This is a genomic window from Flagellimonas alvinocaridis, assembly GCF_004916895.1.
Lineage (GTDB): Bacteria > Bacteroidota > Bacteroidia > Flavobacteriales > Flavobacteriaceae > Flagellimonas > Flagellimonas alvinocaridis.
Map to the genome: position 1 here is coordinate 1 of NZ_SNTZ01000003.1, position 19,978 is coordinate 19,978.

The window sequence follows — 19,978 nt, forward strand, 5'->3', positions numbered from 1 at the left end:
TTTTAACAAAAAAAGCACTTAGACTTTTTACAGATAGATCTAATCTAAAGGTGGTCCACTTTGGCCCGGCGCGGGTGGGTCACTTTCGTCCGGCCAGCTATGGTCACTTTAACCCGGCGAGGGTGGTATACTATGTCCGGCGTTTCCATTATACCATGGTTTTGTGAACCAAAGTGATAAAAGCAATACCGGCATACACGAATTTGTACACCTTTTAGATAAGCTTGATGATTTTGCAGATGGTATTCCGGAAAGATTATTAGAGCATCAATATACCATACCTTGGATAAATTTGATCCATAAGGAAATGGAAGCGATAAACAGTGACCATTCTGATATTCGAAAATATGGTGGAACAAACGCTGTTGAATTTTTTGCAGTTGCTTCAGAGTATTTTTTTGAACGTCCAGATTTACTCAAAAAAAAACATCCAGAACTTTATAACATGTTGGTTGTGTGCTTTATGCAGAATCCTGAGGCCTGAATTCATAATTGAATTATATCATTTGCAATTGATCAATTTTAAAAGCTGATTCGTAGATGCCCCAATCTTTTTATGCTTACCTCCCAAACCAGGATCGTTTAATAGTATAATAACCTTAATTTTAAGCAGCAAGGGCAAATGTGATTAACAGTTAAGAGTGATTTCTCTAAATTTTGCGTGAATTTGGGTTCTGTTTGTGGTTATGAATCCTTTCAGGAGATAATAGGTCAGATTTGGTGTCGGGATCCAATATAATGTTCCGATCTATTGCTTTAGGGTCATTAAAATGTCCCAGAATGGTTTTGCCACAATACGCCGTGAGCTTAATTTTCTTCAATTATTAGATTAGAGATTACTTAGACCTTAAAAATCGTATTCCAATTTTAAACGAATTTTGGCCTTGTTTAATTTTTTTTAACCACGTTAAAATCTTTTCGTTTCTCATTTCGGAATCCTATGATTCAAAAAGATGGTCTCTTTTTGAAATCTATCTTTTATTTTTTTCTTCTTTTACCCGACATTTCTAGTATTTTGATTTGAAAGACGACTGGAATGCCATTAGCAGATGATTTACTGGAAAATTCATTGATGAACCCTACCTCTCTGTTTTCTTTTCTACGGATAATGTCCTTCACGCCTTCGGTGAATAGATGTAATTTTTGTTTGGCACTACTGCCTCGAATTTCTTCGAATGTACCTTGTAACATGACCGATTCCCAATTGGATATGGATTGCACTTGTTCGACTTGAACGGCAACCGATTTGTTGGCTCGCATCGCATCGATTTTATGGCCTTCCGAGGTATAGCTAATGATCGTATTGTCCGTAGGGTCAAAATAATAGGTAAAGGGAATCACATGGGGCTTCCCTTGCCATAGATAGGCCAAGTGGCCGAGGTAATTGTTCCTGAGTATGCGTTCGATCGCGTTTGGTGTTAAATCTGTCATTATTAATGTATTTCAATATTACTAATCGTTTTATATGTATGGTGCCTAGCGCAGTTACAGTTTGCATTCCGCCACTGATTGTATATTTCCTTATTTTAGGTTCTTGTGCCGTATGGTTTGCTGCTCGGGTCGTAAAGACAGATAAACGAGCCCAACCATTTAACCACTTGCCAACATATTATAACCTATAATTTTTCAAAAACCTTAAATGCGGAAGAAAGGTCAGAAAAAGCATAATCGTTCGTACCATTTGGTAAAAAATCCAATTACCCAACTTATTGAATATACCGGCTCTTTGTCTTAGACTCCCCTTTGTAATTTCGCTACACTCGCTTATAACTATTTCAAAGTCAGCCCGAAGGTTTTCGGCAAATTCTACTGAGTGAACCTCTACGTTCATTTCAATGCTGCCATAGCAACTAAGACTGTTCAAGTTAAATGAGCCTATGGTAGACCATTTGTTATCAACCACCGCAGCTTTACCGTGTACTACGGATCTGTTCCATTCAAAAATTCTCATATGATGGTCCAAAAAGGAGGAGTACAAATGTTCGGTTGCCCGCCGCACCAACGGCACATCGCTAATACCCGCTAAGATCACCGTTGTTCTTATTCCTCTTCTACAGGCCTTTTTCAAAGCCTTTGCCAATCTGCTTCCAGGCAAAAAATACGAGCCCACGATTACTATTTCCTTTTCGGCATGAATGAAGGCGTTCGTGTAGGCATCACAGACTTCTGTTTTTCGCTGCAGCCAGTCGTTTTGTAAAATTCCCACCAGTGCGCTACCGGCCGAATGTAACACTGGCGGTATTTTTTTTGAACTCCCCTTTTTGAAAAAGTAATCGCTACATAATATTTGTAGATTTTCAGCTGCCGGGCAGTTCAACTGAACGGCATAGTCCAACCAAGGTTCCGAACCTGTCGTTCCGTGGTATTTATCGGCAATATTGATTCCGCCTATCAATGCCATTTTTTCATCGGCGACCACAATTTTATGGTGCATCCGCCTACCGATATAAAAATTGTTCAGAGAGAATAAAGGCGAAAAAAAACGAAGTAAAATACCATGCTGCACCAAATCTTGGGCAAAACTATTGGGTAATGCAGCGCTACCATAGGCATCCAATAAGACATATACCTTTACCTTTCGTTGAGCGGCTTTCTTCAAACAGGAGGCTATACGGTTTCCCGTATCATCGTTTTCAAAAATGTAGGTCTGTATATGGATTTCTTTTTCTGCCTTATCGATTAGCTTTTCCAGCCTTAAAAAATAGTCTTCTCCCGAACGAACCAATTCAACATATTTCGAATTGTCAGCAGCATTTTGAAGTGCTGTTTTACTACATTTTCTATGATCCATCCCTATAGTTTTTTATGCTGGTCAGCCAATAAGGGCGCGTCAATCCCTTTATTTGGTCGCTTCAAAAAGTAAACCAGTCCCATAGCACCAAAAATGGTTGCACCGGCAATAATAAAAGGGTAATAAAACCCACCAGCTATCAGCCAAGTCCCCAATACCGGGCCCAAAATCTGTCCGATGCTGTTCGTGGAACTTTGAATGGATATATTCCTTCCCGTATTATCCCGGGAAATCAAAGAAACTGCCGAAAGCAGGTTTGGTGTCACCATGGCTCCCCCAGCTGCGAAAATTATTATGGTACCGTAAATGTATAGTTCACCGCTCACAAAGGGGAAGACAATTAACGAAACACCGGATATTAATAACCCTAATGTTATTTGCTGTTTTGAGGTCAGCATTTTTTCGCCATAGGTCGCGAACACAGGCTGCAAAATGGCCATTACAGAACCACAGAGCATAAAACCGATACCCACCTGATTGGTTGTAAATGCCAACTCATCCTTCCCATAAATTGAAAACACGGTCTCAAACAGGGTAACCACAAACTGTATCGCAAAGGATAGGAGCAACAAAATGATAAAATAGTTACTCAGGGAAAAACTGAATTTGACCGCCTCAGAAACAATACGTTTTTTTATTTCGGTATTCTTCAGCCATTTTATGATTATCAGTAATACCACAAAGCCCAAAAGAGCGGCCAAAATAAAGGGAACCGAAAAACGGTCTAAGTGGAACACCCCAAAAGAGTATGTATAATGTAGGTTCGTTTGCGACAGAAATCCCCCCAGAACAGGGCCAAATATCACCCCGGAACTGATAGCGACCCCAGACCAGGCCATTATTTTGGTCCTTCGCTTTTCAGAGGTAATATCACTTAAATAGGCATTACTGACCGGAATGACCGCTGACGTAAAGATGCCCCCTATGATACGGCCTATATATAGCATCGACAGAGAAGTGGCAAGACCGGTTAGCAAGTTCATCACGACAAAACCTACAAGCCCCAATAGTATTATAGGTTTACGGCCGTGTTTATCGGAAAGCTTGCCCCAGACGATAACGAACAAGAGCTGGAACAACGGATAAATACTGGTCAACATTCCGATATGGAAGTTGATAAGGTCCGTATCCAGATTGTCTTTTAAAGCCAGCCTTTCGGTATAATATGGGAGGGTAGGCAATAAAATGCCGTAGCCCAACATCACTACGAACAAACTCAATAAAACTAGGAATATTCTACCGAGTTTTTCTTTCCTGTTCATCAGTTGCTTCCGATTTTTCTTTTTAACAATTGAGCGTTTATGGCAACAATGATGGTACTCAAGCTCATAAATACGGCACCTACTGCTGGCCCCAACACAAATCCTGAAGAATATAAAACCCCAGCGGCCAACGGTATGGCCACAACGTTGTAGCCTGTTGCCCACACCAAATTCTGGATCATTTTGTTATAGGTGGCTTTACCGAACAATATCAGATTGGCGATATCTTTTGGGTTACTGTTTACCAAAATGATATCGGCGGTTTCCGCGGCAACATCGGTACCGGAACCAACAGCAATTCCTACATCAGCTTTTGCCAATGCAGGTGCGTCATTGACCCCATCTCCCGTCATGGCCACAAACTCTCCTTTGCTTTCCAGCTCTTTTACGATTTCCACTTTTTGATGGGGTAGCACCTCGGCATAATACCCATCCAAACCAAGTTTGTCACTCACAGCCTTTGCGGTTTTTTCATTATCGCCCGTAGCCATTAAGACTTTGATGTTATTCTTTTTGAATACTTTGATGGCATCGGCAGATTCTGGCCGTATTTCATCGGCCAGTGCAATATATCCTGCTAATTTTCCATCTATCAGAACAAAAACTACGGTCTCTGCGGCATCACTATAGGCATCTTCGGTAATTTGGATTTTTTCATCCCGAAGATATCCCGGACTTACTACCTTGACCTTCTTACCCTCTACGATTGCCTCTACACCCTTGCCCGTTATGGCGTTGAAGTTTTTGGGCTTTGGAATCTCGATGTCCTTTTCTTTGACCTTTTTGATGATCCCCACGGCGATGGGGTGTTCGGAGCTTAGTTCCAGAGCACTGGATAACCTCAGAATTTCATCTCTGGTGTACAATTCGTTCACTGATTCAATTCGGGTCACCCCAAAATCACCTTTGGTCAATGTTCCTGTTTTATCAAACAATAAAGCCGATATTTTTCGGGATTCTTCAAAGGCCGTTCTGTTCCGGATCAATAAACCATTTTGGGCAGATACCGCTGTAGATATAGCGACAACCAACGGAATGGCAAGACCGAGCGCGTGTGGACAGGCAATGACCATGACCGTTACCATTCTTTCCAATGCAAAAACAAATGGGAAACCTAAAATCAGCCAAACCGCGAGTGTCCCAAAGCCAATGGCCAATGCAATATAGGTCAGCCATTTGGCCGCCCGATCTGAAAGGTTCTGCATCTTCGATTTCGTGCGCTGTGCCTCATCGACCATCTTGATCACCTTGTTCAGGTAACTGTCCTTTCCAGTATGCTCTACCTTTACCCTTAAGGTACTATTGCCATTTATGGAACCTCCGATGACCTTATCCTGTACTTCTTTTTTTACCGGTTTTGACTCGCCTGTCAGCATCGACTCGTTCAGGTAGCTAGATCCTTCGGTGATGATGCCATCCGCGGGTACTTTCTCGCCGGGTTTAACCAATATGATGTCATCTTTTAATAAATCCTCTAGTTTTACATCTTGAATTTTATCACCCACAACTTTATGGGCCTCAGCGGGCAGCATACTGACCAAAAGTTGGAGTGCCTTGGATGCGCCCAGCACCGATTTCATTTCCAACCAATGTCCCAACAGCATGATGACAATCAAGGTGCTCAGTTCCCAGAAAAAGTCCTCCCCAGGGAGTCCGAAAACTGTAGCGGCACTATAGAAATAGGCCACACTTATAGCCATTGAGATTAGGGCCATCATGCCCGGACCCTTGGATTTTATTTCATTATAAAATCCCTTTAAAAATGGCCAGCCGCCCCAGAAATAGACAAATGTTGATAGTGCAAATAGGATATACGGATTTCCGGGGAGCAATAGGTCATACCCAAAAAACTCCTGTATCATTGGCGATAAGAACAATATTGGGATGGTAACGATTAAAGATATCCAAAACCGTTTTCTAAAATCCTTGACCATCATTTTATGGTGGTCGTGCCCCATTTGTCCGTGAGCGGGGTTATGGCCCGAATGGTCTCCACTTCCGTGATCCATTTTAGAATGGTCTTCTCTTTGGTGTTGCTTTTTGGAGGAGTCCATCTTAGCATGGTCATGGTTACTGTGATCCATTTTTGAGTGATCCATCTTAGAATGGTCCATTTTTTTGTCCTTGTGCTCTTTGTGATTGTCCATAGTGTTCTATTTTTAGGTATTTGGATATGTTAAATTATGTTTTTTAAGGTGTTCCAATACTATTTTGGCAACGCAATAGTTGCGGTACCAACGTTTGTCGGCTGCAATAATGTGCCATTGAGGGTCGTTGCAGTTGTTCATTAACATATTATAAGCCTCTCTGTAAACTTCCCATTGGCTGGCCGCTTTTTCGTCTTCGGCACTATATTTCCAGCGTTTATAAGGTTTGGTCTGTCTTTCTTTGATACGTTCTTTCTGTTCTTCTTTGGAGATATGAAGAAAAAATTTGAGTACATGAATGTTATTTTGCCTAAGATGCTGTTCCATATATTTTAATAGCTTGCAACGGTGTTCAAGTATTTCTTCTTCGAGGGAATTGGTAACCTTGGGTACCAGGATATCTTCATAATACGAGCGGTTAAAAACTTGTATCATGCCCTTTTGGGGAAAGTGCGGATAGACCCTCCACAGAAAGTCGTGCCTGAGCTCCTCTTCGGTCGGCTTTTTGAATGATTTTACATGAACACCCTGTGGATTCATGCCCTTAAGCGCATTACGAATCGTACCGTCTTTTCCAGAAGTATCCATTCCCTGCAAAATAATCAACAAGCCAAAGCGCCCATCGGCATAAAATTTGTTCTGAAGCTCAAAAAGTTCTTCCCGTATCCCTAACAATCTTTTTTTGGATTGTTTTTTTGAGCTACCTGCGGGAGGAAGGGTTGAAATTGTATTTAAGTCTATCATAGGTTACAGTTTTATCGTAATTTTCTTCGCATTGCTTCCGAGATATTTTCAGCATAGACCCCATAGGCATCTACCAAAAGCCCCTTTATACCATCTTTTGATGAAATGGCATAAAGAACACTGTTATCGTCTGTACTGCTCATACCTTCAAAACGATGGGTTTCATCCACATCAAAATCTTCGGGCTGAATTTCCATTTTCAGTGAGGCACATTGCAAGCATTCTGGTTTCAAGTTGAAATCATAGGTATATCCCCTGATCTGTAAATCATTAATTGCTTCTGATAGGGTGTCATAGTTTCTCATAATTTATGGTTTGTATGTCATCGTAAAATAGCTGCCGTCTTTCTCGGTAAATTTCTGGAATGATAACAAGTTCTCATTTGTAAGTTTTTCACTTGCAACATAGTCCAATTGTTTAATTCGTATACCAATGGCGTAGGCTTTAATATTGATTTTGGATTTGATTGTTTTCCCATTACCATTGGATTCCAACACCCGGTCATAAATTTTTATTTTGCTGTTAGAACCAAAGAAATTCAACAATCCGGAGTCGAAACTCATTTCGAGTTCGACACTATCCAAGTTCGACAGATCATAGAGTTCCTTGAAATTTTCAGAGGTCGTACTGATTTCGGTTTCCTTGGATTTTGGGTTCGAAAACGGAAAGGCCATTACCATTATACTGGCTTCATCGGGCTTGCAGCGATACGTCATGGTGTATTTGTCAGTAGATTTTTTGTCCTTGTCAAACAGTTCGGCAACCACTTCAACCTCATAATATCCATCGACTTCTTTTAGCTTTCCCGCCTTAAAGGTCTGCTTGTTCAGAAAGTCTCCATTTTTATTAAAACTTTCCCGTTCCACCCATCTATCGGACAATTGTCCGATCAACATTTTATTCTGTGCATATGCAGAAACGACCATAAAAATGAATACTGTAAAGTGCAATCCTATTTTCATTGATGGTGCATCAGTTCGTTTACTTCCTTGGCTATGGTATCGCTTAAATCAATTTTATTTGACTGATGTGGAATTGTATTGCAGGTAATGATATCCTTGACATGGGCATCCCAGAGATCTTGATAGGCATTCCCTGAAAATACGGCATGAATGCCAATGCATATTGCAGGTTTCATTCCCGTACTCTTCAAATGCTCCGTAGTATCTATCATGGTACGGGCCGTAGAGATGATATCGTCCACCAAAACAGGGGTCGCGTCCTTAAATTTGTCAACTTCAGGCACGGAGACTTCAACATCACGGTCACCATGGCGAGTCTTTTGTAAGACCGTGAAAGGTGCTCCCGCTTTTTTTGCCACATCTGCAACCCACTGCTCGCTTTCCGAATCGGGCCCGATCAGTACCGGATTATGGATATTTTCCTTGATGTATTTTGAGATTTCGTCAGCGGCATGGATGACTCTGTTCGGAATTCTATATACTTCGCCCAACGAATGTATCCGATGCAAATGGGGATCAATGGTGGTGATGCTATCTGCGAAACCCGAAATCAATTTCCCAAAAAAACCAGAAGTTACACCTTCACCTTCATTAAAAATCTTGTCTTGCCGCATATAGGCAAGATAGGGTGCTACCAAACAGGTACACATCGCACCAAGTGATTTTGCTGTTTGGCTTAAAAAATAGAGCGGTAATAGTTTTTCATCTGGTTCGTGTAAGGTACAGACCAAAACTACACATTTATCTTTTACATCGGAAAGTATGCGTGTATAGGATTCACCGTCCGGAAATTTTCTTATGTTGCATTCCCCGATTTCCGCTTTCATTTTTTTAACCAACAACTCGGTGAGTTCCTGATTTCCGGGAAGACTGAATAATATAGTTTTCATTTTGTTTTTTATTTAATGGTTATGATATCGTTATGGCGATTTTTGTATTCTAAAGCATAGTTTAGCTCACCTTGTGATTCTGCAAAAAGCGTGTATAGTAAGCCGTCTTTTTCAACTTTATCATTTAAATGGACATTCAATGAAATTCCCGCAGATTTAGATTGGGGTGCACCTGAAAGTTTTGCGAGCTTCGCTATCTTTCTATTGTCAATACGCTTCAAAATCCCCGAAGTCTCCGCTCTGATTTCTGTTTTAAAAGGTGCCAAAACAGGTTGTGTAAAACGCCCCTGGGCTTTACAAATGGCAAGAAATTTTTCGTAGGCCTTACCAGATATAAGTACCTCTTTGGCGGTTTCCATTCCTTTTTCTTTTTCGACCTTTCCTGAAAGTTCTAACAGTTCTCCAGCCAACAGCACAACACGTTCCTTTAAGTCTTTGGGTGCATCTTCTTCATTTTTTAGCACATTCAATATGTCGATAGCTTCCAATGTTGGGCCGATGCCATAGCCTACAGGTTGAGAGCCATCTGTTATGATTGCTTTTACCTTCAGGCCGACAGCCTTACCGACATTTTCCAAATGATTTTTCAGCTTTTCAGCCATTTCCATACTACGAACTTTGGCAGTTTCACCTACAGGGATATCGATAACAACGTGAGTAGAACCAGCTGCAGCTTTTTTTGATAGTACGGAAGCTATTAGCTGCCCTTCACTGTCAATATCCAATGCTTTTTCAATTTTAATGAGCACATCATCTGCGGGACTTAGTTGGGCAGTACCGCCCCAAACAAAACAACCACCTTCTTGATTTACTACGTTCTCTATCTCGTCAGCAGAAAGCGCAACGTTGGTGAGAACTTCCATTGTGTCCGCCGTACCTGCTGGTGATGTAATGGCTCGGGACGATGTTTTGGGCATTGTAAGCCCGTAAGCGGCAACTATAGCCACTACCAAGGGGGTGGTTCGGTTTCCAGGCAATCCACCAATACAATGTTTATCCACAACTATTTCTTTGTTCCAGTTTAGTTGCTTTCCTGAAGCAATCATAGCTTTTGTTAGGTCGGATATTTCATCAATATCCATTCGGTCTCCTGCACAGGCTGTGATAAATGCTGAAAGATGGATATTTGAATAATCTCCCTCCACGATGTCTTTTATGATCTGATTATAGGCATCGTAATTGAGCTTTTGATTATAAATTTTTGCCCTTACGTGACTCAACGATTCAATAGGTTCCAAATGGGAAACATACAGCATATCATTTGGGGAAACATTCAGTTTTTTTGCAGCAGCGTCTGATAGACCTATCTCATTGGGCAACAGAATATCTGAATTTATGACGTTGAGGCTTGCCACTATTGAACGGGTTACTTTAGCAACCCTTATCCTTGTGAGTGCCTCAAACCCTTCCGAAATACACACGAGGCAATCATCACGCATATATACCACATTTTCGTTTTGGGTATAGATACCAAGATGTTTATATTTTAAAATATTTGAATGTTGTTCCATGGCCTATACTATTTCTTCAATGCTGTATAATTGCGGTATTTCTGCTTTCCAGCTATAAGTTCTCTCAATGTCGTTTTTCAATGCCTTTGCACCTTCATTTTCACCGTGTACAATAAAAATCCGTTCAGGCGTGTTCTGTATCTTACTCATCCAACCCAAAAGTTCTTTATGGTCTGCATGCGCTGAAAGCCCTTCAATTTCAACAACTTCCATGTTAAAAGGAACCCATTTTCCATAAACTTTGAGTTCCTTGTCACCTTCCAGTAACTTCCTGCCACGTGTACCTTCGGCCTGATAACCTACAAATAGAAGGGTATTATTGGAGTTTTGAGCTTGGGTTTCAAGATAGTTAAGCATTCTTCCTCCAGTAAGCATTCCGCTTCCGGCAATGACAATTTTTGGTTTATTATCAGTCCGCAATTCCATAGTTTCACGATAACTGCTTACAACGGTAAAGTGCGAGCACATTTCATCACATTCATTGTCTTCTAATCTGTGCCAATCCCTTGTGCGGTGGAATAGTTCTAGTACATTAGTCCCCATAGGGCTGTCCATTATCATTTGCACTTTTGGTATTTTATTTTCCTTGAGCAATCTCCAAAAAATAAGCATCATAAGTTGGGCACGTTCTACCGAAAAGCTTGGGACAAATAGACTGCCACCTCTATCAAGGGTGTCATTGACCAGTTTTTCAATCTGTGGAATGGCTTCTTCTTCCTCTGGATGAAATCTTCCGCCATAAGTGGATTCAATAAACAGTACATCGGCCTTTTTCGGGTTTAATGGTGGGTATAACAGTAAATCATGGGTTCTACCTATATCTCCTGAAAAGACATAGCGTTTTCCATGTACATCCAAATCGATATAAGTTGCTCCCAAAATATGTCCATTGTATTGGAAACGGGCTTTTACGCCATCAAACAATGGAATCCATTGTGATTGCGGAACGCCCTTAAAATGTGGAACGGTTTTTTCAACATCCTTTAAATCGTATAGTGGCTCTGCTGGGCTGTGCTTGGAATAACCTTCTTTATTGGCACGTTCGGCTTCCTGTTCCTGTATTTTAGCACTATCGTTCAGAATGATTTTGGCAATATCCAAGGTTGGATTTGTACCGTAAATAAAACCATTAAATCCTTGTTTGACCAATCTTGGTAGATAGCCTGTGTGGTCCATATGGCCGTGTGTGAGCAAAACCACATCAATCTCTGAAACGTTCACAGGGAGATATTCCCAGTTTTTGAGACGTAACTCTTTTAAGCCTTGAAACAATCCACAGTCAATCAGTATTTTTTTGTTTCCAGTATCCACTAAATATTTGGAACCGGTTACTGTACCAACCGCTCCCAAAAAATGGATGTTTATTTTATTATTTTTCATTTTTATAATATTTTTTTAGTGGCCACCACAGCAAGAAGGTGTGTTACTTTTGTCTTGAGTCGATTTGTACAACTCTACTATTTCATTATAAAGATTTCGCGAATCCTCTTTGATAAAAAGGGCTAACTTTTTAATGGATGAAGGTTCAAAGTTTACCATTTCCAATAGTATTTCCAAGGCTTCTTCAAGCAGTTTTGGGTCATCTTCCAATGCTTCGTAAAATGGTTCTAAATCAATACTCTTTTGTTTCTTTAATTCTTCTGTTTTCATGATAGTTATTTTTAAGATTTTATTTTTTTAATGGTTTTTGCACAGTGCTTCGGAATCCTCCAAAATCTTTTTGTGCCTTGTTTTATCTATTCCGATTTCATTTAGCAAAGTAGGTGTTTCGTGAAGCTCTTTGCAGAGCACAATGCCTTTATCCAATAATTTGGATTTCTCGGCCTTCGTCAAGGTTGTTAAAGAGGTTAAGGGATGTAGGCCGGATTTGTCTATGCGTTCTTTCAGACCGTTTCCTTCCGGATAATCCCAACTTGTAAGCATCAGCCCAACACAGGTGCCATATTGTATAGCATCAGTTGTAAAACGGGTGTTGGTGTACACTCCACCCTGATGAAACTTTGTTTTGTGGCCTTGCTGTTTTTCCCATTGTTTTTCGACATCCAAAAATCTTGAATGTATATATAGTGGAATCTTGACATTGCAAAACCTGCCTTGGTCGCTATGGTATTTGCATTCAATCATATAATGTTTCTTATCCTTTTGGGCAATGACATCTACTTCATGGGTCACACAGCTTCCCTGTATGATGCTACTGACTTGTGTCTGAAATCCTTCGTGTTCCAGCAATTTGCCGACAAACTTTTCAAAGGGGTAGCCTGAAGGCCCCAGTTCCATCAGCGCTTTTTTGAGTTTGTATTTTGATGCGCTTACCCGAGATTTCCTTTTCAACATCTTAAAGGCCATTTGATATATCTTCTTGGTGGTCATTCCGTCGAAAACGATGTCCTCAATATTTTTGACAATCTCATTAATTGTTATTTCATTCGCACCGGCCCGTTCCAATGACCGCCTTACTTTTTCCATTTGAAAAGGTGCCTTCTCGCCGCTTGCTTTTATAATTGTTATCTTATCCATTAATGTGTATTTTTTTAATATTGGCCAAAGCAAAGACGACCAAGAAAAAGCTTAGGAATATTTCGAGCATGACAACAAATCTGGCTACGTCTGAAGTAGGAACAATATCGCCGTAGCCCACCGTTGAAAATGTGATCACACTGAAATAAAAAAAGTGATACAAATTGTAGAGATACGAGTTCGAATAATCAGGAACGCCTTCAAATGTGGTATGGTTAAATTGGAAAAGACAAGCATAGTCGGTCGCATAGGAGAAAATGCTAATGATGATAATCAATCCAAAAACCCAAAGCAATCTCTCCAATGAATGACAGATCTTGATCAATTTTGACAAGCGTTTCAGGGTAGTTGCCGTTATCACAATGGTCTTTCCAAGTGCTGCCGCAACGATAATTATGTGGAATGGAAAAGAGGGGTGGTCTATCATCGACATCAAAACGACATACAGGATGCCTATTCCCAAAATGGTAACCAGGGGCAATACCGTTCTGTCCAACAATAATTTGTAGAAGGCTATTTCTCGTATTTGACCTAAGCTATCGGACATAGTGTTATACTTTTCAAATTTTGATAGTCATTACCGGCAGTGATGAATGGTTTGCAACCCCTTCAGCTATACTTTTTGAGAACAAACTCAAAAAACCTGTATTGCCATGTGTGCGCATGGCGATCAGGTCAGCTTTGTTTTGCTTCAAATAAGTGTTGATGCCCGTCTCCACCGTCATTTCGTTATAGACGTTCATAGAGAAATTCTTGAGTTTGGGAAAACCCTCCAAAAACTTTCGAATAGGGTCTAGGCCGAGGGCAATACTGTTACGGTCCGATTCTGTATTGATGCGCAAAAGGTGAATTTTTGCATTGCATTTTACTGCGATGGATAGTACCTCTTTAAAGGCATTGCCCACATCCTCCACAAAATCTGAAACGAAGACGATATCCTTGAAAGGAAACCTTACATCATCTTCTTTTACCACAATGACCGGAACATCAGATCTTCTTACCAAACGTTCGACGTTGCTTCCCAAAAGTTCCCGTACAATGCCCTTGGTGCCACTACTGCCCGCAATAATGAAATCATGGTCATAATGGCCAGAATGTTTCAGTATGTTTTCCTGGTCCACCTGAAATTGCAAAAAGGTCTGACATTTCAGGTTTTCTTGTTCGGCCTTTTTTTCCAATGCACGTAATGAGGCTTTTGCTGCCCCAATTTTTTTGAGGGTCTCCGGATATCGCTTTTCTTTTTGCTTATCCAATTTTACCCAATCCACCGGTGTTTTCAGCAAATGGAAAAAATGGATTTCTGCCTCGAAGAGCTTGGCCATCTTGATTCCAAACTCCGCCGCCTTATTGCAGTTCTCTGAAAAGTCTGTGGGTACCAATATGTTTTTCATCTTAACTATGATTTTATGGGTTGTTTCACTTCGTTTTTATTTCATTTCCTGAAACGGTTCCATTTTCGAAACAATCAATGTTATAAATGGTGGTTTCAGCAATGTTGGTCAAAGCCGTATTGGTCAAAAAAGCCTGGTGACTGGTAATCAAGACATTGGGAAAGGTCATTAATCGGGCAATTACATCATCTTGTAAAATCTCGTCGGAGTGGTCTTCAAAGAACAGCCCTTCTTCCTCTTCATACACATCAATACCGAAATAGCCGATTTTCCTTGATTTCAGTCCCTCTATGACCGCTTTGGTATCGACCAGCGCGCCCCTGCTCGTATTGATAAGCATTACCCCTTTTTTCATGCGTTCGATTTGTTCGGCACTGATGATATGCCTCGTTTCGGGGGTTAAGGGAACGTGGAGGCTTATGATGTCCGATTCGCTGCAGAGTGTTTGGCAGTCAGTGAATCGTACACCATACATTTCTTTCAATTCCTTATCCTCCTCTAGGTCGTATGCCAGTATCTTACAGCCAAAACCATATAGTATTTTGACCAGGACCGCACCAATTTTTCCCGTGCCCAATACCCCGACCGTTTTGCCGTTCAGGTCGAACCCTGTGAGTCCGTTCAGCGAGAAATTCATATCCCTGACCCTATTGTGGGCCCTAACCAGTTTTCTGTTCAATGCAAGTATCAACGCTATGGTGTGTTCGGCAATGGCATAGGGGGAATAGGCAGGAACCCTAGCTACTTTTATGTCCAATTCGGTAACTGCTGCCAAATCAACATGATTAAAACCAGCCGAACGCAATGCGATATTTTCTACGCCAATGACTTTTAGTTTTTTTAGTACATTCTTTGAGGCATCATCACCTGTAAATAAGCTAACTGTTTTAGAACCTTTAGCTAGAACAGCCGTTTCTTCTGTCAATCGAACATCAAGTAGTATTAATTGATGTTTATTATTATTTGCTTGAATTAGATAATGTTCTTCAAACTTGTGTGTGCTATATACTGTTGTGTTCATTTTGGTTTCTGCTATTAAAATCTCAATTTATCCAAGAATTAAGTACAATATAAAGGATGCCAAGAAGGACGACCGCCCCAAAGGCATAGCCCACTAGTCGCCCTGTTTTTTGAGAGCCTTTGAAAAAGGCAATGCCCAATTTCACGGTCATATTGCTCAGGGTCGCTGCAATGATGACATTCGATGCCAAAATCAGCTTTTCATTCTGCAAGGCAAATTTTGCCATACTGATGGTTATGGCATCGGTATCGGCCAAACCTGCTATCAATGCCGAATAATAAAGACCACTTTCGCCAAAAAATTTGTTTCCATAAAAAACCGAGAACAGGATGGCCACATAGATGCCGCCAAAACCGATCGCATTCCAGATGTTAAGTGGATTTCCCAAATTGATGTCGGTGTTCGGCTGATCGTCATCCTTCCGTATCAAAAGCAGGGAAGCTACGAGACAGACCACCGTAAGCAGGGCAAAGGGAATTGTAAGATAGCTCAGGATAGCAATATTGAAAATATAGGCAAGAGCCGCAAGTCTAGGGAACATAATCGCCGATGCTATAATGATACCCGCTGCGTATTTTTTTGAAAGCTCGGGAGACTCCTTACTTCTGGAGGCATAGATCCAAGCTACCGCCGTACTCGATATTAAACCGCCCAGAATAGCCGTCAACAAGATTCCCTTTTTTGATCCAACATATTTGACCAAAAAGTAGCCGATAAAGTTCAAAAAGGAAACAATGACTATAATAGCCCCTATCTCAAAAGGGTTCAGAAGGCCCTCTGGCCCATAATCCTTATCGGGCAGAAACGGTAATATCAAAAGTGCAATGATTGAGAATTTGATAAAGGCAAACAGTTCTTCGGATGTGATATTCTTTATGAACGAGCGGAAGGTGGTCTTTAGGGATAACAACGTAACCACAATTACGGCCGTGGCAATAGACTCTTTGTACAAATGGCCCGAAACCATAACACCAAGAATAAATGTGGCAATCAAAGCGAGATTTGTGGTATTACCGGTCATGGAATGTTTCTGCACAATGGACAAATGGCTGATGGCAAAGAACAAAATAATGGTCGCCAAACTAACAATGACAAGCCAAGAGGTATAAGTCTCGTTCAAACTGCCCAACATAAAACCGATTATGGCCGTTATCGGAAATGTTCGAATACCGGCAAACCCCTGCTCATCCTTTAGCTTGTCATATTCCCTTTCCAGTCCAAGGATAAGACCTATACCCGTGCTTAGGAGTACCCCCAGAATGTAGGGGCTTAATAGCTCACTTATGTTTTGATGTGTTTGCATTATTTTTTTCTTTCCCTTGTAACTATTATCATTTCATTAATTCCTTTCAGGGTCACAATTCCTTTCAGCTGCCCGTCATCCAAGACCGTGGCAAACTGGGAATTGTTAGACATGAGCTTTTCGTACACCTGCTGTAGGGGCATATTTGTGTCTACTGTTACAAAATCTTTTCTCATAAGATCGGATACATAGGAATCATTGCCATATGAGGAAAGCCCCTTGATCAGGTCCTTTCGTGTCAGCACGCCATGCACATGATTATTTTCTGTGACCAAAAAAACCTCTTCTTGGGTACTTTGCAATATCTGCACCAGGTTTCCCAAGGTTTCCGTGGGCGATAAACAGGTATATTGTGCAATCAAAACATCCTTTACGGTAAATCCGACCAGAGCAGATTTGCCACTTTCGTGCATTTGCTCGACTCCGGCACCTAGATAGATGAACAGGCCAATAAAAACCAACCAGAAATTAGAGAAAAAACCAAGAAAAACGAATACTATGGCTAAAAACTGGCCTACCCGTGCGGCAATGGTCGTTGCTTTCAGCTTATCTAACCTGAATGCCAATAGTGCCCTCAACACTCTTCCACCGTCCATTGGAAAAGCTGGTATCAAATTAAAGACCGCTAGGATCAAATTCGCAGCCATGATGTTAAACCAGAAATCTTCACCGCTCATGTGGTCTATTTTCGAAATTGGCAACAGTTCATCGTTAACGTAGAGAAGAACAAAAAGGGTCCCGGCAATCACAATATTTACTACAGGGCCGGCCAGTGCCACCACCAGTTCCTGGGCAGGTTTATCCGGCATTCTATTGAGACTGGCGACGCCACCAATGGGATAGAGCGTAATATCACGCGTTGGGATATTATATTTTTTGGCCGCGAGCGCATGGCCAAATTCGTGTAGGACAACGCAGGCAAAGAGAACGATGATGAAAAATGTTCCCTTTATGCCTTCTGTCCAACCATGGCCCATTTCAAAATGCATCATGAATATCCATCCGACAATGATCCAAAACGTCCAGTGGACGAAGACCTTGATGCCCGCATAGCTTCCAATAAAGAGGGACCATTTTTTCATGTGTTCTGTATTTTAAGGGTTTTTGATCTGTACGCCAGCACTATCACCAAACCGTATCCTAACAGGGCAAGAAGGAATACAAATCTATAACCGTAAAGGATGGAAATGACAACGGCAAAGATCGAGGCGGCAACGCCTGCCACGCTTGATATACCCAATAAATAGGGAATGCTTTTCTTCTCTTTCAGGGAGGAGGCCTTTTTCAGCAATACCGGAAAAGGGATTCCTATAAAGAAAGACGGAAGCAGCAAAAATAGGGCGATCCAGAATTCAGATAGTTGTTTATACCATATAGGGAGCAGTACGTAAACGGTTAGTAAGGAAAACAAAATAACCAAGACCGTGTATGTGATGAGCTTTCGGGAAAGATTTTTTTTGAAAGCCCCCGTCACAAGGCTGCCCAAGCCATTGCCCAACAAAAATGTAAAAAGCAGCAATGAAAAAGACTGTGATGGATTGGAAAGTTTTAAGTTGAGTACCTGAAAAAGATATCCCTGTACGAGGATATATGAGAACCCCAACAAAAAGGAAACGAGTGCCCAGGCCCTAAATTTTCTTCGTATATATAAAGAGGTGCTTTCTGAAAAAGAGACCGATTTCCATCCGTTCATATGATTGAAAATGAACCACCCGATGATGAACAGACCAAGCCATAAAGGGGTGGTCATGGCATCGGGTAGGCCATTGTTGTAATTAAAAAAATAGGGGGAATCATCGGAAACCGGACTCAAGTTTATGGAAGCGGCTTTCCAAAGTTCATCATACGCATAAGATCCGTTGGAGATATCGTACAACAGTTTGTCGAACATGAACCATTGATAGTTTACGTTCTGCACGATGGTGTCCAAACTTTCCTGTCTGATATACGGAAAATAAAACGGCTCCTTGTCCAATCCATAATAGTGTGCGGTATTATGTGCCTCCTCCATTGTTTTTTGTTCAAAAGGGTTCTTTTTAATGACCAATACAGGGTTCATTTCGTCGGAATAGATATACACCTTTTTTAACGCCTCTATTTGATTGACCCCCATCCGATCCTGGAGCTCCAAAAAGTTCGCCAACATTTTATATACCTCCTGCCTTCCGTGCATCGTAAAATAGATGGCCCCGTCTTCCGTTAAACCATCCAAATAATCGGCAAGTGCCTCCATGGTGAACAGATAGTTCTCGGTAAGTCCATAAAAATCGGTGCCCCTTGAACTTTTGGTCACCGGAATGGTCAATATGATGGCATCAAATTTTCCCTTGTTCTCAATTATGAAATTTCTTCCTTCGTTCACATGTACCTTTATGTTCTCCTTATCGAGGAAGGTAGAGGGATTGTATTTTTCCATCAATGCTACAAAGGAAGGGTTGACCTCTGCTGCCTCGATATATTTAAAGCCCATGAAGTATGTTGTGGCAATATCTATTCCACCACCGGGACCTATTATCAGCACCGAATCCTTTTCCTTTTCGCTTAAAAAGTTCAAAGCAAATACGGCCGGAAATCCGGATAATACTTTTCTCATTTTAACAGTATCCTTTGCAAGTTCATCGATATCGATAACTTTGGTTCCCGCAGCAGCATCTATAAACATTGATTTGGACACGGTACCATCAGGATATGTGAACTTTACAAGATCCGTCTGACCAAAAGCACTCCAGCGGCTTTCGATTTTTTCGCTTTTAAAAGCGGGGTTGGCCATCAATCGGTACAAATCCTTGGACGGGTCTTTGGCAACGGGTATAGTGAAGTTCAGGGCATCTTTTGCAAATCCCATTAGAAAAATAACGCCAAGCACTAAGGGGGCCAGTATTTTTGAATAACGGTTCTTGTGTGCTATCAAGGCTACTACCAGGGCCAGCAGCAGTAACCCTATAGCAATCGCCACCACCTGTGCCAAGCCAAACGTGTTGAGCAAAAAAACGGAGGTGAGTGCACCTGTGGCCGCCCCTATAAGGTCTAAGGCATATAAGGTTGACAAGTGCCGATTATCCGTTTCAAAAATATGGGCATAGACTATTCCGATGGCCATGAACGGAATAGTTGACAAGAATATAAAAATGGGCAGGCCAAAATCAGTGGACGACGAAACGCCCAGTTGTGAAAGGCTGAGCAAAAGGGCAAAACTGAGAAACATCGTGACGGACGGTAGTGCCATCCACCAAAGCCATGAATGATTAATCATCTTGGAATATTTGGCATACGTGATCTGGCCAATACCCAAACCCAGTATGGAAAATGCAATGATAATGAGGACGAAATGAAAACTAAGAAGGTACGAGAACAGTCTTGACAGACTTATCTCGAAGACTATGGTAGCCGCAGTCAGCAAGAAAATAATCGCTATGTTGGTCGACGCTCTTTTCATTGT

At 41.3% G+C, this 19,978-nt stretch carries 18 protein-coding genes and 1 pseudogene; 1 reads left to right on the top strand and 18 read right to left on the bottom strand.

Annotated features, from left to right (window positions below; genetic code table 11):
* Positions 1–148 precede the first annotated feature (148 nt).
* Positions 149–484, top strand: a pseudogene (locus tag EZV76_RS07555) (zinc-dependent peptidase); the annotation flags it as partial.
* 494 nt (positions 485–978) lie between these two features.
* Here the strand turns inward: EZV76_RS07555 and EZV76_RS07560 are convergent.
* The 18 genes from EZV76_RS07560 to EZV76_RS07645 all read right to left on the bottom strand — a co-directional run bounded on the left by EZV76_RS07560 (position 979) and on the right by EZV76_RS07645 (position 19,975).
* Positions 979–1,431, bottom strand: coding sequence for a pyridoxamine 5'-phosphate oxidase family protein (locus EZV76_RS07560; RefSeq protein ID WP_036378982.1), 453 nt, complete (start codon positions 1,429–1,431; stop codon positions 979–981).
* 178 nt (positions 1,432–1,609) lie between these two features.
* The gene (locus EZV76_RS07565; protein ID WP_136565978.1) at positions 1,610–2,791 is read right to left on the bottom strand and encodes a phospholipase D-like domain-containing protein; all 1,182 of its coding nucleotides are present in this window, start codon (positions 2,789–2,791) and stop codon (positions 1,610–1,612) included.
* 2 nt (positions 2,792–2,793) lie between these two features.
* The gene (locus tag EZV76_RS07570; protein WP_136565979.1) at positions 2,794–4,053 is read right to left on the bottom strand and encodes an MFS transporter; all 1,260 of its coding nucleotides are present in this window, start codon (positions 4,051–4,053) and stop codon (positions 2,794–2,796) included.
* Positions 4,053–6,200 carry a copper-translocating P-type ATPase gene (locus EZV76_RS07575; RefSeq protein WP_136565980.1) on the bottom strand — a complete coding sequence of 716 codons (2,148 nt, stop codon included), beginning with the start codon at positions 6,198–6,200 and terminating at the stop codon, positions 4,053–4,055. The genes EZV76_RS07570 and EZV76_RS07575 overlap by 1 nt, the downstream gene beginning before the upstream one ends.
* Before the next feature lie 12 nt (positions 6,201–6,212).
* Positions 6,213–6,944, bottom strand: coding sequence for a PPK2 family polyphosphate kinase (locus EZV76_RS07580; RefSeq protein WP_036378977.1), 732 nt, complete (start codon positions 6,942–6,944; stop codon positions 6,213–6,215).
* An 11-nt stretch (positions 6,945–6,955) separates the two neighbouring features.
* Entirely contained in the window at positions 6,956–7,249 is a 294-nt protein-coding gene (locus EZV76_RS07585; RefSeq protein ID WP_036378974.1) for a hypothetical protein, read from the bottom strand.
* Between the two features lie 3 nt (positions 7,250–7,252).
* Positions 7,253–7,906 (bottom strand): hypothetical protein, encoded by a 654-nt coding sequence (locus EZV76_RS07590; protein WP_051947118.1) that lies wholly within the window; start codon positions 7,904–7,906, stop codon positions 7,253–7,255.
* Positions 7,903–8,796, bottom strand: a complete 894-nt coding sequence (locus EZV76_RS07595; protein WP_136565981.1) for a ribose-phosphate pyrophosphokinase — start codon at positions 8,794–8,796, stop codon at positions 7,903–7,905. The genes EZV76_RS07590 and EZV76_RS07595 overlap by 4 nt, the downstream gene beginning before the upstream one ends.
* Positions 8,797–8,804: 8 nt before the next feature.
* On the bottom strand, positions 8,805–10,307 hold the full coding sequence (locus tag EZV76_RS07600; RefSeq protein ID WP_036378969.1) for a thymidine phosphorylase family protein: 1,503 nt from the start codon (positions 10,305–10,307) through the stop codon (positions 8,805–8,807).
* Between the two features lie 3 nt (positions 10,308–10,310).
* Complete coding sequence (locus EZV76_RS07605; protein ID WP_036378967.1) at positions 10,311–11,687, bottom strand: MBL fold metallo-hydrolase RNA specificity domain-containing protein; 1,377 nt, start codon at positions 11,685–11,687, stop codon at positions 10,311–10,313.
* A 15-nt stretch (positions 11,688–11,702) separates the two neighbouring features.
* On the bottom strand, positions 11,703–11,957 hold the full coding sequence (locus EZV76_RS07610; protein WP_136565982.1) for a hypothetical protein: 255 nt from the start codon (positions 11,955–11,957) through the stop codon (positions 11,703–11,705).
* Between the two features lie 27 nt (positions 11,958–11,984).
* Positions 11,985–12,824: an ATP cone domain-containing protein gene (locus EZV76_RS07615; protein WP_036378964.1), complete on the bottom strand. Its 840-nt coding sequence runs from the start codon at positions 12,822–12,824 to the stop codon at positions 11,985–11,987.
* Positions 12,817–13,371: a potassium channel family protein gene (locus tag EZV76_RS07620; protein ID WP_051947117.1), complete on the bottom strand. Its 555-nt coding sequence runs from the start codon at positions 13,369–13,371 to the stop codon at positions 12,817–12,819. The genes EZV76_RS07615 and EZV76_RS07620 overlap by 8 nt, the downstream gene beginning before the upstream one ends.
* Before the next feature lie 13 nt (positions 13,372–13,384).
* On the bottom strand, positions 13,385–14,215 hold the full coding sequence (locus EZV76_RS07625) for a universal stress protein (protein ID WP_036378961.1): 831 nt from the start codon (positions 14,213–14,215) through the stop codon (positions 13,385–13,387).
* Positions 14,216–14,240: 25 nt separating this feature from the next.
* The gene (locus EZV76_RS07630) at positions 14,241–15,236 is read right to left on the bottom strand and encodes a 2-hydroxyacid dehydrogenase (protein WP_036378959.1); all 996 of its coding nucleotides are present in this window, start codon (positions 15,234–15,236) and stop codon (positions 14,241–14,243) included.
* 22 nt (positions 15,237–15,258) lie between these two features.
* On the bottom strand, positions 15,259–16,539 hold the full coding sequence (locus EZV76_RS07635; RefSeq protein WP_236640884.1) for an MgtC/SapB family protein: 1,281 nt from the start codon (positions 16,537–16,539) through the stop codon (positions 15,259–15,261).
* Entirely contained in the window at positions 16,539–17,621 is a 1,083-nt protein-coding gene (locus tag EZV76_RS07640; protein WP_136565984.1) for a site-2 protease family protein, read from the bottom strand. The genes EZV76_RS07635 and EZV76_RS07640 overlap by 1 nt, the downstream gene beginning before the upstream one ends.
* Positions 17,618–19,975 (bottom strand): hypothetical protein, encoded by a 2,358-nt coding sequence (locus EZV76_RS07645; protein WP_136565985.1) that lies wholly within the window; start codon positions 19,973–19,975, stop codon positions 17,618–17,620. The genes EZV76_RS07640 and EZV76_RS07645 overlap by 4 nt, the downstream gene beginning before the upstream one ends.
* Between the last annotated feature and the right edge of the window lie 3 nt (positions 19,976–19,978).